Below are 14,806 nucleotides of genomic sequence, written 5' to 3'. Positions count from 1 at the left end.
CCTGAACCGAGGCAGCGCGATTGCGGCGGGCTGCCACCAAATTCGGTAGTTTTTGACGAGGTCGAAAACGGGAGATTTTTCCAAAAGCTGCCAACGATCCCGAATTGAGGCTTTGTAGCCGATTTACAAACATCCCTGATAGGTGCTTGAAACGGGCATCAGTGGTAGTGCTGGCGAGATGGGTTCATGTGGGCCATAGCGGCGATCATGTCCGCACACGCTTCCAAACGCACCCTATATGCAGCCCTTGCAGCTAACGCCGGGATCGCAATCGCCAAGTTCTGCGGAGCCGCCTACACCGGATCATCCGCTATGGCTTCGGAGGGCATTCACAGCCTCGTCGACACGGGTAATCAGGTATTGCTGCTCTACGGCATCAAGGATGCGAGCCGGCCGGCAGATGCGTCGCACCCGTTCGGATATGGCCTGCGGCTCTATTTCTGGGGTTTTGTGGTGGCCATGGCCGTGTTTGCTCTGGGTTCAGGGGTTGCCATTTACGAGGGCGCCGAGAAGGTCGTTCATCCGACCACGATCCAGAGCGCATGGGTCAACATCATTATTCTGCTGGTCGCCATTGCCCTCGAAGGCTCTTCGCTTAGGGTCGCGCTCGGCGAAGTGCGGACCGACGCGAAGCGGCGCGGGCTGGGAATGTTGGAAACGATCCGGACGCACCGAGACCCCACGATCTTCGCTGTCGTCTACGAAGAGACTGCTGCCCTTGCCGGCCTTGGCGCAGCGCTTCTCGGCATCGGTTTGGCGGTTTTGCTCGACATGCCGGTCATCGACGGTTGGACGTCGATTGCAATCGGCGTGATCCTTGCGATCACGGCCTTGAGCCTGGCTCGGCGCTGCTATGTGCTGATGACCGGGCAATCGGCAGACCCGGCAATCGAAGAACGTCTTCGCGAAATCCTCGCAAGAGTGAAGCCGATTGAGCAGGTGAACGAGGTCCGCACGATGCATTTCGGGCCTTCCGAAGTCCTGGTACTGGCCTCGGCAGACTTCGTGGACGATACGCTTGCGGGCACCGTCGAACGGATCGTTTCCGACGTGGAAGATGGCATTCGAGAGGAGTTCCCCGAAGTCCGTCGTGTCTACATCGAGGCGCAGTCCACCATGCGTCACCGAGAAGCGCTGGAGGACATCGGCGAAGATGTCGACGCCCTCGAGCGGGAGGATGATGAAGAAGAGGACTGAACTTGTCGGACGCCCGGTTCAGTCACTTCATCATTCCCGGTCCATCTTCAGAGCCTTCTCGAGGATGGATTTGACTTAGATTCGTTGGTCATGACGAACACGACGATCGTCAGCGGAGCAGCCATCGGCACCACCCATGTTCAGCAGTTGCGCAACCAAGATAGCGGCAAGCGGGTTCCTGTGTCGCACGGCGTTGTGTTCGACAGGAACCATTTGCCGCTCTGCCCTAGCCTCATGTAAATGCGATGTCTGAAAGATTTATCGCTTGTATTCCAGATGACTAGAACGCACAGTCTGGGCGCGTAAGATAGCCGCGCAATAGATCGGCTACTCTCGCAATGTCTCCTAGGTCGCCAAAAATCGCTTTTTCTTTGCAGCAGCGATGCGGTCTTGCAGCTATGTCCAACGAAATAGAAAGGCGCATGGAGGTTCTCGAGCGCGCCATGATCGAGAGCGAGGGTGCGCAGTTTGCCATGCGCCACCTTCTGTCCGCACTTCTGACGAAAGTCTCCAGGCAAGAGGCGCAGCTGCGCCTAGACGAACTTGCGAAGGGAGCTCGGGCCCGAAGAACCGAACTGGGCGATGGGCGTTTGCGCGGTTACCTGGACGAGCTTGGCGCTATTCGCGATTCAATCGATCCCTCTGTGCAGAGAGCCTCAAGTCAGCATCGGGAATGTACTGGTTTTTAAGAAAATATGCAATTTTTTTGATTGGTGTTCCCCGCTAATGCAGAACTTAAGTCACTCAATCGCCAAGCGGTTGTTAAGTTTTACTTTACGAGGAAAGCAAGGGTTGCTGCGAGTTCATCTTTCCGGAAGGGCTTGGTTAATCGAGGTATTTTGGCATCTATGCCCTCTAGCTCGGCATAACCAGATACGAGCAAGATGGGCAATGCCGGTCGGGTAAGTCGCAAGTGTCGCGCGAGGTCTGTCCCTGTCATACCGGGCATAAGGTGGTCGGTAACCACGATGTCAACAGGCTGGCCGCACTCCAGCACGGCCAAAGCGTCCTCTGCGGAATTGGCTTCCACGATAACATAACCAAGGTCCGCGAGCATATCTGCCGTGCTCATGCGGACGAGCTCTTCATCATCGACCAGCAGTGCCACGCCGCGATGTTCGGCCTCGAATGCCGGACGTTGGATGTCCGACGGTTCTTTGGCAATTTTCGTGCTGATCGGAAGCCACAGCTCTATATTTGTGCCCATCCCAACCCGACTGTTGATGGCAAGGCTGCCGCCAAGTTGCGAGGCAAGGCCATGCACCATGGATAGACCAAGGCCAGTCCCTCTGCCCACGCCCTTCGTCGAAAAGAATGGTTCGATTGCACGAGCGAGCGTTGCGTCATCCATTCCGATGCCCGTGTCGGCGACAGAGATGCGGATATATTCACCAGGGGGCAGCCTGGAATGATGCCTGGCACTTATGCGTTCGGATATCGCTGAGATCCGCAGCGTCCCGCCATCCGGCATTGCATCACGCGCATTCACGGACAGATTGAGCAGTGCCATCTCAAGTTGATTTGGATCGGCCTTGGCAAGTGGCAAATCCTCCGCCACTTCCACCACGACCTTGATTTGCGGCCCGGTCGTGCTGGCGACGAGATCGCCCATGCCGGCAATCAGCTCACGGATATCGACAGGTACGGACTGGAGCGGCTGTCGCCGGGCAAACGCGAGAAGACGCTGCACCAGCGTTCGCGCGCGCTCCGCCGACTGCGCGGCGCCGGCAATCAGACGCTGCTCACGCTCGTTTCCGACGCCTCTACGCTGCAGCATATCGAGGGAGCCGACGATGGGTGTGAGCAGATTATTGAAATCGTGTGCAACGCCGCCGGTCAGTTGGCCCATTGCCTCCATCTTCTGGCTCTGGCGTAAGGCATCGTGCGCAGCTTCGCGTTCCGCAACAGCTTCCAGAACTCGGGACTCAAGCGTTGCATTCAGTTCCCGAAGTGCGTTCTCGGCCTCCTTGCGCGCCGTGATCTCGAGTGCGGTCCCGGCGACGCGCACGCATCGGCCCGAGGCATCGAACATACCTCGGCCCTTGGCAGCGACCCAGCGCACGACGCCGTCTTCTTTGCCGACAGTGCGGTAATCGACATCGTAGAGCGCACGCACCGAGGGATCGGCGGCTGCCAGATAGGCATCAATCGTGGCGGCGCGGTCATCGGGATGGAGACCGGCGTAGAAGTCTTCCATCGTGATGGGGACTTCGGTCGAGATGCCGAACATGGCCTTGGTCCGAGCCGGCCAGATGAGCCGGTCATTGACGACATCGACATCCCAGAAACCGATTTCGGCGTTTTCGACGGCCAGCCGCAGCCGCTCCTCGCTCTCTCGAAGACGCGCTTCGGCACCGACCCGCTCGACATGTGCCCAACAGCGCTCGGCAACTTCTCGGATCAACGCGATCTCGTTCGGCGCCCACTCTCGCGCCCGGTCCTGATGTACGGCCATCATCGCAGCCAGCCGGCCGTACTTGACCAGGGGACAGCAAACGATCGCCTCGATACCGATCGACTGGAACATCGCGCGACCCTGCTCGGGCTCGAGCTCATCTGCCACATTATTGATGACCAGCGTTTGCCCAAGCCGCATGTCGGCAGCGGCGCGTGGCCCGAAGAGATCGAGGCTATAGGTCCCGACCGAACTGTCCGTGCCGGGCGCGGTATAATCGTTCCGGATCCAGAAACGGTCGTTGTCAGCATCGACGTCAGCGTAGGCGCATCGTGAGGTGTGGATCTTTTGTCCCAGCATCTCGGCCGCCGCCCGCATCGCCTCGGTCGCCGTGGCGGCGCCGAACAGCCTTTCCTCCAACGTCCCAAAAAAGCGCAGACGCGCTTCGCTTTCCCGCAGCGCTGCCTCCGCTTCATGTTCCGCCGTGCGATCGCGGAAGATTTTAACGAAACCACGGTCACGTTGGGCGAGCGGCATGGTCAGGCCCGATCCCCAGAACCGTTGGCCGTCTTTGCGAACATGCCAGCGTTCGTTGACCGCCCGGCCCTGGGCAGCAGCCCTTTTCATCTCATCCGCCGGTGCATTGGCTGCCCGGTCTTCAGGTGTAAAGAACATGTCTCCGCGCCGACCAAGCGCTTCCTGCGCGGCAAAGCCAATAATCCGCGTCGCCCCACTATTCCACCCGGTAATCACCCCTTCGGGGTCAAGCGTCACGATAGCGAAGTCCTCGGCGCCTTCGACAATCTGCCGATATCTTTCCTCGCTCGCGCGAAGTTTATCTTCGGTCCGCGCCCGCGCAATGACGATGCCGGCCGTACGGACCACGAAGTCGACAATGGCGAGGTCCGCTGCGATGGGCGCGCGCGGCTCGCGGTGGTACATCGCAAACGTGCCCAGAGTTTCGCCCTCCACAGAAGCAATCGGGAGAGACCAGCAAGCCCTAAGGCCGTGGGAAAGCGCCAGATCGCGGAAGTCCGCCCAAAGCGGGTCAGATGCTATATCCGCGACGAATACAGGTTCCTTACGGTAAACTGCGGTACCGCAGGAACCGATGGCAGGTCCGATCCCGATGCCGTCGATTGCCTCGTTATACGCATCCGGCAGGTTTGGGCCGGCGCCGTGGCGCAGGTGCCGGCCATCCTCATCCATCAGCAGGATCGAGGCGAGGACCCCTGATGTCGACAGAGCTTCCACTTCGAGCACGATGGCATTCAGAGTGGTCCTCAGCGGCGCCGCCTCGACCGCAAGCGCGAGGACCCGATTTTGTGCCGCACTCAGCCGCGCGGCATCGCGTATTTCGAACTGCCGGGCCCTGGCTTTCAACGAGGAGCGAATGGCGCCAAGCATAGCCTCGGCGTGAAGCGGTCGCTCCAGCAGGACGACGTTGCCCAATTCGGAAAGGCGATCGGCTGCTGCCACTGTCCGGGGCGACCGCGATCCGTTGGCAAGTACCACGAAGGGAATGTCCGACCAGCTTTCCTGCCCAGCGACCCAGCGGGCGATTTCGTGAGCGTTCGGTCCGACGAGCGCTTCCTCGGTGAGTAGGACGGCGCCTGCACCATCCTCCAGCCGACAAGCAAGCTCGCCCGCATCAGCGCAGACTTGCGCCGCGATCGAATGGCGTGCGAACAGATTGGCCGCGATCGCCGCATCGCGGCCGCGCGGCGCCAGGATCAGGACGAGCTGGCTCATCCTATCCCCGCGAACTGTCCGGATCCGTCTGGCTTGCCATCAGTGTCTTCGCCTCGCCCGAGAAGGTTGGCACGCCGGTCAGCACGCCTTGGAATTGCCGGAGCGGTTCGCCAAGTTGCAACCCGCTGCTGCCTATCTGAAACTCGCGTATCGTCCGTTCGTGCCTGGCGGTCCGCGTTTTGATGACGGAAATCGCCTGGCGGACTTCGCCGTGCGCTTCGAAATAGCGTAGCTGGACGACGGTGTCCGAGAGATAACTCAGATCGACATCCGAACGGACATCACCTGTCACGCCGTGCAGGCCAAGGATAAGGAGGCTCACCACACCTTTCTGGCCGAGGTAACTCAGCATTTCATGCATCTGCAAAATGAGGAACTGTTCGTTCGGCATCGACTGGAGATAAGCGTTGAGGCTGTCGATCACGACAACGCTGGCGCCATGCTCCTCGACCGCGGCGCGAACCGATCCGGCGAATTCGCCAGGCGACATTTCTGCCGGATCAATCGACTGCAGCAGCAACTGCCCGTTTTCGAGATAGGGCCGAATGTCCATGCCGAGTGCCGCGCTTCGTGTCATTAGCGTGGGCACACGTTCATCGAACAGGAAATAGGCGGCTTTACTTCCTCTCTTTAGCGCTGCCACCATGCATTGCACTGAGGTCGTCGTCTTGCCAACACCAGCGGGCCCCGTCAGCAAGGTGGCGGTACCGGGCACGAGCCCACCGCCGAGCAATGTGTCGAGCTCTGGCGAGCCGGTCGTCATCGTCGCCCCGCCGTCAACCGTGTCATGGTCTCCGGCGACCAGGCGGGGATAAACGCAAAGACCGCCGCGCTTGATTTCGAAGTCATGGTAGCCGCCACGGAACTTTACACCCCGCATCTTGACGACGTTGAGCCGCCGCCGCTGTCCACCGAACCCGGCCAGCGTCTGCTCCAGCGAGATTACGCCGTGCGCAATGCTATGCAACTGCAGATCGCTTCCGCTCGCACCGCGGTCGTCGAGCACCAGAACGGTGCACGCACGGGTCGAGAAAAAATGCTTGAGGGCCAGAATTTGACGCCGGTAGCGGATCGGACTTTGAGCAAGCAGACGCAGTTCGGAGAGACTGTCCAGTACGATCCGCGCAGGACGAACCTCATCGACCTTCGCCATGATGTTGCGAACGGTCTCGCCCAGCTCGACCTCGCTAGGATGAAGCAATGTCTGCTCATGTTCCTCGGCAAACTCGTCCGCTGGAACCATTTCGAACAGGTGCAACTGGTCGAGTGACCAGCCGTGCGACTTTCCAACGGCACGGAGTTCGACTTCGGTTTCGGCCAGCGTGATATAGAGGCCCAGCTCACCAACGGCGGCGCCCGAGAGCAGGAAGCCGAGGCCCAGCGTTGTCTTTCCAGTGCCGGGCGTACCTTCCACCAGGTACATGCGCTCAGGCGTTAGGCCGCCATTCAGTACAGCGTCGAGCCCGGAAATGCCTGTTGAGGCGAGAAGGGACGGCTGCTCATCTGACGACACCTAAATCTCCTTGACTGCGACGCATGCACAAGACAACCCGCCGCCGCCGCATTTGTGCCAGCCGCCCTTTGGAGCGTTTGCTTCTCGCCACGTGTTTATTCCATCCTGTGGATCTTGGAAATCAGACATTTTTACGCATAGGAATCAAAGCATCGCAGCCTTTGGAAAAGCATCTGAGCCTGGAGGCAGGGGACGGTAGAGGAGCGGCAACCACCGAGCAATGAATGGATTTTATTCGGGCGCGGCAACGGTCCGCCAGCGCGCTCGGGCTACAGGAACCACGACCTCATTAGGTGGCTTTCAGGCCTTTCGAAACCGGATTATCCGGTAGAGGTAGACAATGAAAATCGCGAGCATAATGGCGGTGCTCGCCGGACCCAGGTAACGGTCGATTTCATCGAACTTTCGGCCGAGGACATATCCGGCGGTGCCCAGCGCGCTCGTCCAAATGCCGGCGCCGAGCGCAGTGAGAAACAGGAAGCGGCCGAGGTCCATCCGAAAGATCCCCGCTGGAATAGAAATCAGCGTTCGAATGCCGGGAATAAGGTGACCAAGCGGGACCGCCCAGCGGCTGTGGTGCTCAAAGCGCTGTTCGAGCTCGTCGATCTGCTTCGGCGACAACGTGATCCAGCGCCCATGCCTGCAGGCCCAGCGTTTCAGCCTTTCGTCTCCCAAGGTGCGCGCCACGACGTACCAGAAGCCGGCGCCGAGAAGAGTGCCAGCCGTTCCGGCAATAAGTACGCCGGGGAGGCTGAGCTTGCCCTCGCTTGCCGTAAAACCGGCCATCGGCATGATGACCTCCGAGGGCAGCGGCGGAAACACGTTTTCCAGGAACATCAGAAGCGTGATGCCCAGATAACCCATGTCCTCGATCATTTGTGTTATCCACTCGGTCAACGATCATGCTCCACGTTATTGGCCGCTCGCTCCCGCCATGCTGCCATGAACGCCGTGATCTCACGATCGGCTCCGCAGCGCCGACCTGGGCAAATGAGAATGGACCTGCGAAGGAGGATGCGAAGCCAGGTCTGAGCTTTGCCATATCGGTTGGTTGGCGGCACCTGCGAGGTGTTGCTGGTAACATCGCGCCGCGGGGGCAAATGGGTCATGGACGAGGAAGATCGAGGCTGGAGAAACGGCTGCCGAACGTGCTGCTGCCGAGGCTTTCAAGGAAGGCGGCGTAATCGGCCATATCGCCAGGCGTCCACTTCTTGCTCGCAGGCCTGCCGACCTCAGCCGACCCACAGTTTTTCCGCTTGAGGGCGTCGAGGAACGAGCCGCATGGCCCGAGATGCGCGAGCGGCGCCGTGCGTGGCTGTTTGCTTGTAGCGGATGCGCGGGATCGGGTGATGAGCGACGGCCTGCGACGGGTTCTGGACGCCCTGGTGGCCCATCTTGAGTGCGAGCGGCGGGGCTAGCGGCATTGGGCGCGCTGTATCGCCGTTCAACGACAGGCTGTGGACAACCTGCCTTGAGCAAAGGTTTGGATGAAGTGTGCGGCTTTGAACGCTGAGGGGCTTGCGCCATGTTGGAACAGCGCCGATCCGGCCTTTGAATGGGTCGCGGTGCTAGAACAGACATCAGCAGGACGAACTTTTTATGAACAACAGCGATCTCGCCGACGCCATCGCTGCCGACCACGGCATGGCCAAGACCGACGCTCGCAAGATCGTCGACGCAGTATTTGCGGCGATCGGCGATGCAGCTGCAAAGGGCGAGGAAGTCTCGCTTAACGGTTTCGGCAAGTTCAAGGTCAAGGACAGCCCGGAGCGTGAAGGCCGTAATCCAGCGACGGGTGAAGCCATGACCATCAAGGCTTCGAAGAAGCTCACCTTCACCGTCGCCAAGGCGGTCAAGGACAAGCTTAACGGGTGATGGGGAAGGGCGGCATCGGTTGAGCCGGCGTCGCCCGGCTTCCGTTTAGCCCGCTTGCCTTGTGAGCACCAAGCGAGTGGGCACCAACCGGAGCGTGGCAGGCGGCTGCAATTGGCTTGCCAATGCCGCCATCCGCCGCCAACGAGGCGGCGATGCTGGGCCAAGATCGCGGCACCATGAAGAGGCGGCTTCAACCCGCGCTATCGTTCCGTCCATCTTCATCTCTCCCGCGGGCACTGACAACAGCGCGTACGGCGCTGGAGATCATGGCCGCGAAGGTCTCTTCAGCGGGGCCGCGAAAGGGCAGGGTCTTTTGCATCCAGGTCGCGGCGCGCCCATTGCGGGGCGCGCTCGACGGCATGCAGGATCGGGGCAGTCAGTGTGTCCTTCATAGCGGCGGCACGGCGTCTACCCGGCAGGTCGTCCAGCCCGTGGGCGAGGTAGCGCTTTTGTTGAAGCGGCCCGCAGCGAAGCACGACACAGCCGATCCGGACTGGAACTCGGCAATGATGCCCTTAGTTTGTAAGCCAGGATAAACCTGGAGATGAAGGAGACGAGGGCATGACGGGTGTGCCGATCCTCGAGGATGAGCCTGGACGGCTTGCGGCCCTGCAGCGCCTGGAGATACTCGACACGAAAGCGGAAGAGCCGTTCGAGCACATCGTCTCCCTGGTGCGCTCGGTACTCAATGTCCCCATTGCCGCCGTGTCACTCATCGATGCCGATCGCCAGTGGTTCAAGGCCAGGGCCGGCCTCGATGCCAGCGAGACGCCGCGCAGCCTTTCGTTCTGCTCACACACGATCAAGGACACGCAGCCTTTCCTGATCGAGAACGCTCTCGACGATGCGCGCTTTGCAGGCAATGCCTTGGTGACCGGGGATCCCAACATCCGCAGCTATGCCGGCATTCCGCTGACAACGCCAGAAGGCTATAACGTCGGGGCGCTATGCGCCATCGACCAGCAGCCGAGACACTTCACTGAAACCGAAGTGACGATGCTGAAGAGCCTCGCGCGGATCGTCGAAACGCAGCTGGAACTGCGCCGGATCGCTGAGCGCGATGTCTTGACCGGGGCTCTTACCAGGCGAGCTTTTGCCGAGCGCGCGCTGGTGGAGGTCGACCGATTTCATCGCTTTGGCCGCCCTAGTACGCTTGTGCTGGCAGACCTCGATCACTTCAAGGCGGTAAACGACACACATGGCCACGCGGCGGGAGACTGCGTTCTGCGCGAAGTTGTCCGCCTTGTGACCGAACTGAAACGCGATGCGGATATCCTGGGACGGCTCGGCGGCGAGGAGTTTGCCGTGCTGCTGCCGGAAACGAACGTGGACGCGGCACATGTTGCAGTCGAACGGTTTCGCAGGAAGCTTGAAGATCACCCGATTTCGCTGCCGGGCGACAAGATGCTGATGGTCACCGCCAGTTTCGGGATCGCTGAGGTGGGGCCGGGCATATTGTCGGTGGAGGAGTGGCTCGCTGCCGCAGATAAGCCGCTATACGCAGCGAAACGACTAGGGCGAAATCGAAGTGAGATAGCTGGTTGAGCGTTTCCGCAGCATCCGATGCTGCCGATCAAAAAAAGCTGGCGCGAAGGGTGACTTATAGGCTTTTGGGAGAGGATGCCTGAAAGGCAAGGCCAATAAGGAAGCCTGGTTCTCGCTCGCAAGTACAACAATCGCAACGGCGGTTTTCCAGTAGGCACGACGGTCCATTGTTGTTGGTAGGTGTACCGTCGCATGAACGCCTGCTTGAGCCCAGGCCGCTTGATTTCGCATGATTTTGATCATGAGAGCCAGTGCAGGACCGACCTAGGGTGGGACGCGGATTTCGGGTTTCAAGCGTGGTCTGAGGACTGGGGACCTTCCACCCAGTCCGCCTGGCAGAACTCCAATGCCAGCCTGTTCCGCGTCCGCGCGGGGACGGGCCAGTTGAAACTGTTCCTGAACGGCGCTCTCAGTCCCAACGCCCTGGTGCTCAATACAGCGGAAACGACGCTGTTCCTGGCAATGACCCGTGCAAACGCGCTCTTGCGCTGTCCCTTGTTGGATGATGGCGAGGTAGTGATTCACGTCATCTGCGACCGGATCGTCATCGATCATGGCGACCTCCTGCACCGCGTCGGCGAGATGTCCTTCCCGAACCGCACCGGCCGGGGTGAAGGCGCCTCTAGCAGCGGCGCCCGCGGCCGGGGCGGCAAAGGCTGGAGCCCGAAGCCAACGAACAGCTCCTGGTCACCGCATGCCGATGGCCGCCACCGGGAGTAGGTTGTGCGGTTCAAGTCGCACGATGTTCACTGACAGGTGGCCATGCTTCCCAATCACCAGCGCGTGATCTTATGCGGCAGTTCGAGTCTTCAGGGTGCCTCAGTCTTCGAGGCCGCCTTGTTCGCGGCGACCAGGGCATCCCAGGTCGCCCAATCGACGGCGCGTCCGGGATAGGCGACCGTTTTGAAAGGCCAAGCCGTCTGGATCCAATCGGTCACCCATTTGTAAAGCTCCGCGTCAAAGCCTGCGTCGTAGTCGGCTTTCGTTACCCACATCCGGACAACGGCATCGTAACCGTTTACTGCGCTCGGCGCGATGTAGACACAACCGCGCTCGCGGCTGCCGTCCGGCGTAAGCACGGCGTAGGCAAACGATTGGCGGTTCTTAAATCGGGCCTCTTCGTTTTCCATGTCACGCAGGGCATCGACGCTCGAGATGCCCTTGTGAGGCCAGTTGGGACTGCGGCTGAAGGTTTTTTGCAGGTGCTCGATGGATGACATGTAGGCGTCGAAATCCATGCCCACCAAAGACGGACCGAGCGGAACGAGCTTGAAGCCCTCTGCCTCGGCTGAATGCGGCACCTTGAAATCCGCTGGTACTAAGAGTGGCCTTACGTTTGGAGCCGCTCTGGCAGCCGAATCCGTTGGTGATGGGGCCGCGAGTGCCGGATATCCGGTCAGCGTCAGGGCCCAAAATGCCAGTGCCGGACCTGCGATCCCAAATCTCAATTTCTACTCCTCACTTTGTACCCTGCTCGCCGCTCGGTGGGAATGCCGGAGAAATTGCCCGTGTCGAGCCTGCATTCCAAATGAGCGGCAACTGGGCCAGTGGGAAAAGTCATATGCAGTACATAGATGCCGCCGATGTACTGCGCTGAGCATACCGTTCGCCGCTGCGCTGGGCACCTGACTGCCCCGCTTATGCCTTGCCTATGCCTCGCCCGGCCCCGTTGGAAGCGCGTCGTTAAGTTGATCCACGTCCATTCCGCATGCGACGGTTCATATGCCGGCCTGGAATTGAAGTGGTCCCGGTTCACGCACCGGATGTTAAGCTAATCTGAGATGGTGGACCGTGCACATGCTACCTGGTTGGGCTAGACGACGCTGGGGTTTCGTTCGCTTGCGACTTCACCATTGAAGGCCCGGCATCACCTCACCCGGACTTTCGTAAAGCGGCGAGGGACCACACCAGTTCGATGGCGACAGGCAAATGGACGGGTGCTGACGGAGAATAAAGAATGATGCAGTTGGGCACCTACTCACCGTTCCCTCGAATTGATCCGTTCCGAAGTCGGCAGTGTCGGACGGAGCGGACGCAGACCACCTCATCTCGAAGACCTGATGGCTGCCGTCTGTTCACCAAGTAGCCGATGAACCTAAACGACGTGGGGTGGGACAGTCCGGAACGGCAGCTTCGAAGACACGAAAACGGGATAGCGGACATTCCAACGCCCCCGGCGTCCGCTTCCGATGCCGACCCATTTCGGACGCTCAGCACCTGTTTTCAGTGCTCCAGGTGCGGACCGTCCGCAATCTGGCAGGTGTCGACCAATTCACGACCTTCAGTGGCTGTGCTGCGGATGACCGTCTGTGCCGAAAGCTGCCGCCACATGGCGGAGCTTGTCTGGATTACGAACTATATAGATCCCCATGATGCGGCCATCGCGTACATCAAGCGCAGTGGTCTGGAGCACGTTGCCTCGATCGATACTGATGTAGCCGGGCAGGCCGTTAATGGTCGCAGTGCGTAGCAGCGTCGGCGCTGAGGTATACTTCCGACGCAGCCCGGCAAACAAACGAAGCGCTCGGTCGATCCCACGCACCACATTGCGGAAAGCGATGACCTTGCCGCCGCCATCGGAATGGATCTCGACGTCGCGCGCCAGCAGTGTAGACAATGCGACCGTGTCACCGTCGCGGGCAGCAGAAAAGAAGGCTCGCGCGATCTGATCGGCCTCCGTCGCCTCTACGGTAAAACGTGGCCGCGCATGCTGCACGTGCTTGCGTGCGCGCGAGGCAAGCTGTCGCACGGCTGCAGGCTCGCGCCCCAATGTCGTCGCGACATCGGTCAGCGCCATATCGAACACGTCGTGGAGCAGAAAGGCAGCACGCTCCAGCGGGGACAGGCGCTCCATGGCGAGCATCAGAGTGAGCGTCACGTCATCGGCGATCGCCTCCTCCGCCTCGGTCGTTCCCATGAGCGGTTCGGGCAGCCAGGCCCCGACGTAGGTCTCCCGGCGCGCGCGGGCCGACTTGAGCTGGTCGAGGCAGAGACGCGTGACAATGCGGGTCAGATACGCCGACGGCGTGTCAACGCTCTCCGCCCTTGCCGCCCATCGCAGCCAGGCCTCTTGAACGACATCCTCCGCCTCGCTGACCGCTCCAAGCATCCGATATCCAAGACGCAGCAGTCTTGGCCGCTCGGCCTCGAAATCAGCGAGGCGTCCGTCAGTGCGTGGCACGAGAGTCCTCCACCGGATGCGACCGGCGACTGCCGCCTGCCGCATCGCGCCACGCCCACAGGGCGAGAGCGGCCGTCAGTATAGCCGGAAGCGTCACCGCAGGAAAATCCTGAACCAGCGCGCCCGTCCCGCAGATGCCCACCGCCACCTCCCAGAAATGGAACAGCGCGTGGCCTCCAAGCCAGAGCGCAGCGAGAAACCACAGCGTAACGCGTGTCGCCGGCCGCGCGGCACCGGCCAGCATCGCGATACCGACTAGAAGGAAGATCAGCCCGATGTCGCGCAGAAAGTGCTGGTTGAACGGGCCGGTGGTGGTGACGCCCGGGACCGCGAAGTACCAGTTCGCAGGCGAGATCAGCATGAACAAGCCATTGGCTATGGCTCCGAGACCAAGCGCTACGGCCAGCGCGATAGGAAGGCGCCTGTTCATGCCGCCTGCCCCTGCAAATGAGCGGCAAGCCATGCATCAAAACGCGTAGGCGCGATCCGCGCGTCCTCTCCAGGTACCAGCGTGTGGTCGTCGGCGGGGGCGCCGAAATAGTTGCGATCGTCGGTGACGAAGATCCGGCGCGGATCATCTCGCGCGCCAAGCCAGCTGGCGGTGAATTCCGCGAGCGGTGCGCGCTCGGGTCCCGCGACTTCGACGATGCCATCTGCCGGAACAGCCGTGGCTATCTCGGCAAGCAGGGCCGAGATGTCGGCGGCGGCGACCGGCTGTAGCGCGATGCCCGGCAAGTGCGCGGTGTCGCCCTGCGTATAGCCGTCCGCGATGGTCGACAGAAATTCGAAGAACTGGGTGGCCCGCACGATCGTGTAGGGAACGCCGCCAGCGGCGATCAGCTGTTCCTGAGCTAGCTTGGCACGAAAATAGCCCGAGGCTTGGAGACGATCCGTGCCGACGACCGAGAGCGCGACGAAGTGGCGCACCCCGGCGTCGCGGGCCGCTTCCAGCAGGTTCGCCGTGGTGCGGCGAAAGAAGGCGAGAGCGGCCGCATCCTCGAACGAAGGAGCATTGCTGACATCAACTAGCATCGCAGCATCCGTTAGTGCCCGAGCCAGACCTGTGCCGGCTTGGGCATCGACGCCGGTGCTGGGCGATGCGGCGACGACCTCATGACCCTCGGCCCGCAGCAGTCCGACGAGGGGCCGACCGATCAGTCCGGTACCGCCAATGATAACGATCTTCATGTCCATGTCTCCAATGCAGGTGTCTTCCTGCATGACGAGATGGCCGCCTCCGGTGTGACATGGGACGTCGGCGGGAACGAAAAATATCTGCGCCATAATGTCACGATGCACCGGCGTACCTCGTCAAGTCAGCGAGCGCCGGGCTCGGCGCCGATTATAA

General features: G+C 60.9%; 12 protein-coding genes. 5 read left to right on the top strand and 7 right to left on the bottom strand.

Annotated elements, in window-relative coordinates; translation table 11 throughout:
- Positions 1 to 207 precede the first annotated feature (207 nt).
- Together AC1VV3_RS24325 and AC1VV3_RS24320 are read left to right on the top strand one after the other, a co-directional pair.
- A complete protein-coding gene (locus AC1VV3_RS24325; protein WP_482963596.1) occupies positions 208 to 1,197 on the top strand; it encodes a cation diffusion facilitator family transporter in 990 nt (329 codons plus the stop codon).
- Between the two features lie 90 nt (positions 1,198 to 1,287).
- The gene (locus tag AC1VV3_RS24320; protein WP_482963595.1) at positions 1,288 to 1,437 is read left to right on the top strand and encodes a hypothetical protein; all 150 of its coding nucleotides are present in this window, start codon (positions 1,288 to 1,290) and stop codon (positions 1,435 to 1,437) included.
- 529 nt (positions 1,438 to 1,966) lie between these two features.
- Here AC1VV3_RS24320 and AC1VV3_RS24315 read toward each other — a convergent pair.
- The 3 genes from AC1VV3_RS24315 to AC1VV3_RS24305 form a co-directional block, all read right to left on the bottom strand.
- Positions 1,967 to 5,344, bottom strand: coding sequence for a PAS domain S-box protein (locus tag AC1VV3_RS24315; RefSeq protein WP_482963594.1), 3,378 nt, complete (start codon positions 5,342 to 5,344; stop codon positions 1,967 to 1,969).
- 1 nt (position 5,345) lies between these two features.
- Positions 5,346 to 6,857, bottom strand: coding sequence for an ATPase domain-containing protein (locus AC1VV3_RS24310; RefSeq protein ID WP_482963593.1), 1,512 nt, complete (start codon positions 6,855 to 6,857; stop codon positions 5,346 to 5,348).
- Between the two features lie 300 nt (positions 6,858 to 7,157).
- Positions 7,158 to 7,733 carry a DedA family protein gene (locus tag AC1VV3_RS24305; RefSeq protein ID WP_482963592.1) on the bottom strand — a complete coding sequence of 192 codons (576 nt, stop codon included), beginning with the start codon at positions 7,731 to 7,733 and terminating at the stop codon, positions 7,158 to 7,160.
- A 723-nt stretch (positions 7,734 to 8,456) separates the two neighbouring features.
- Here AC1VV3_RS24305 and AC1VV3_RS24300 point away from each other — a divergent pair.
- From AC1VV3_RS24300 to AC1VV3_RS24290, 3 genes are all read left to right on the top strand, one after another.
- Entirely contained in the window at positions 8,457 to 8,732 is a 276-nt protein-coding gene (locus AC1VV3_RS24300) for an HU family DNA-binding protein (protein WP_482963591.1), read from the top strand.
- Between the two features lie 561 nt (positions 8,733 to 9,293).
- Positions 9,294 to 10,277 (top strand): sensor domain-containing diguanylate cyclase, encoded by a 984-nt coding sequence (locus AC1VV3_RS24295; protein ID WP_482963590.1) that lies wholly within the window; start codon positions 9,294 to 9,296, stop codon positions 10,275 to 10,277.
- A gap of 192 nt (positions 10,278 to 10,469) precedes the next feature.
- Positions 10,470 to 10,997, top strand: coding sequence for a hypothetical protein (locus AC1VV3_RS24290; RefSeq protein ID WP_482963589.1), 528 nt, complete (start codon positions 10,470 to 10,472; stop codon positions 10,995 to 10,997).
- A gap of 89 nt (positions 10,998 to 11,086) precedes the next feature.
- Here AC1VV3_RS24290 and AC1VV3_RS24285 read toward each other — a convergent pair whose 3' ends face one another.
- From AC1VV3_RS24285 to AC1VV3_RS24270, 4 genes are all read right to left on the bottom strand, one after another.
- Positions 11,087 to 11,515: a twin-arginine translocation pathway signal protein gene (locus tag AC1VV3_RS24285; RefSeq protein WP_482963588.1), complete on the bottom strand. Its 429-nt coding sequence runs from the start codon at positions 11,513 to 11,515 to the stop codon at positions 11,087 to 11,089.
- Positions 11,516 to 12,558: 1,043 nt separating this feature from the next.
- Positions 12,559 to 13,503 (bottom strand): sigma-70 family RNA polymerase sigma factor, encoded by a 945-nt coding sequence (locus AC1VV3_RS24280; RefSeq protein WP_482963587.1) that lies wholly within the window; start codon positions 13,501 to 13,503, stop codon positions 12,559 to 12,561.
- Complete coding sequence (locus tag AC1VV3_RS24275) at positions 13,445 to 13,888, bottom strand: hypothetical protein (RefSeq protein WP_482963586.1); 444 nt, start codon at positions 13,886 to 13,888, stop codon at positions 13,445 to 13,447. Before AC1VV3_RS24275 ends, AC1VV3_RS24280 begins: the two co-directional genes overlap by 59 nt.
- The gene (locus AC1VV3_RS24270; protein WP_482963585.1) at positions 13,885 to 14,646 is read right to left on the bottom strand and encodes an SDR family oxidoreductase; all 762 of its coding nucleotides are present in this window, start codon (positions 14,644 to 14,646) and stop codon (positions 13,885 to 13,887) included. The genes AC1VV3_RS24275 and AC1VV3_RS24270 overlap by 4 nt, the downstream gene beginning before the upstream one ends.
- Positions 14,647 to 14,806 lie beyond the last annotated feature (160 nt).

Source organism: Novosphingobium sp. BL-S-34 (assembly GCF_056857015.1).
This window is presented reverse-complemented; position numbering and strand designations above follow the sequence as displayed.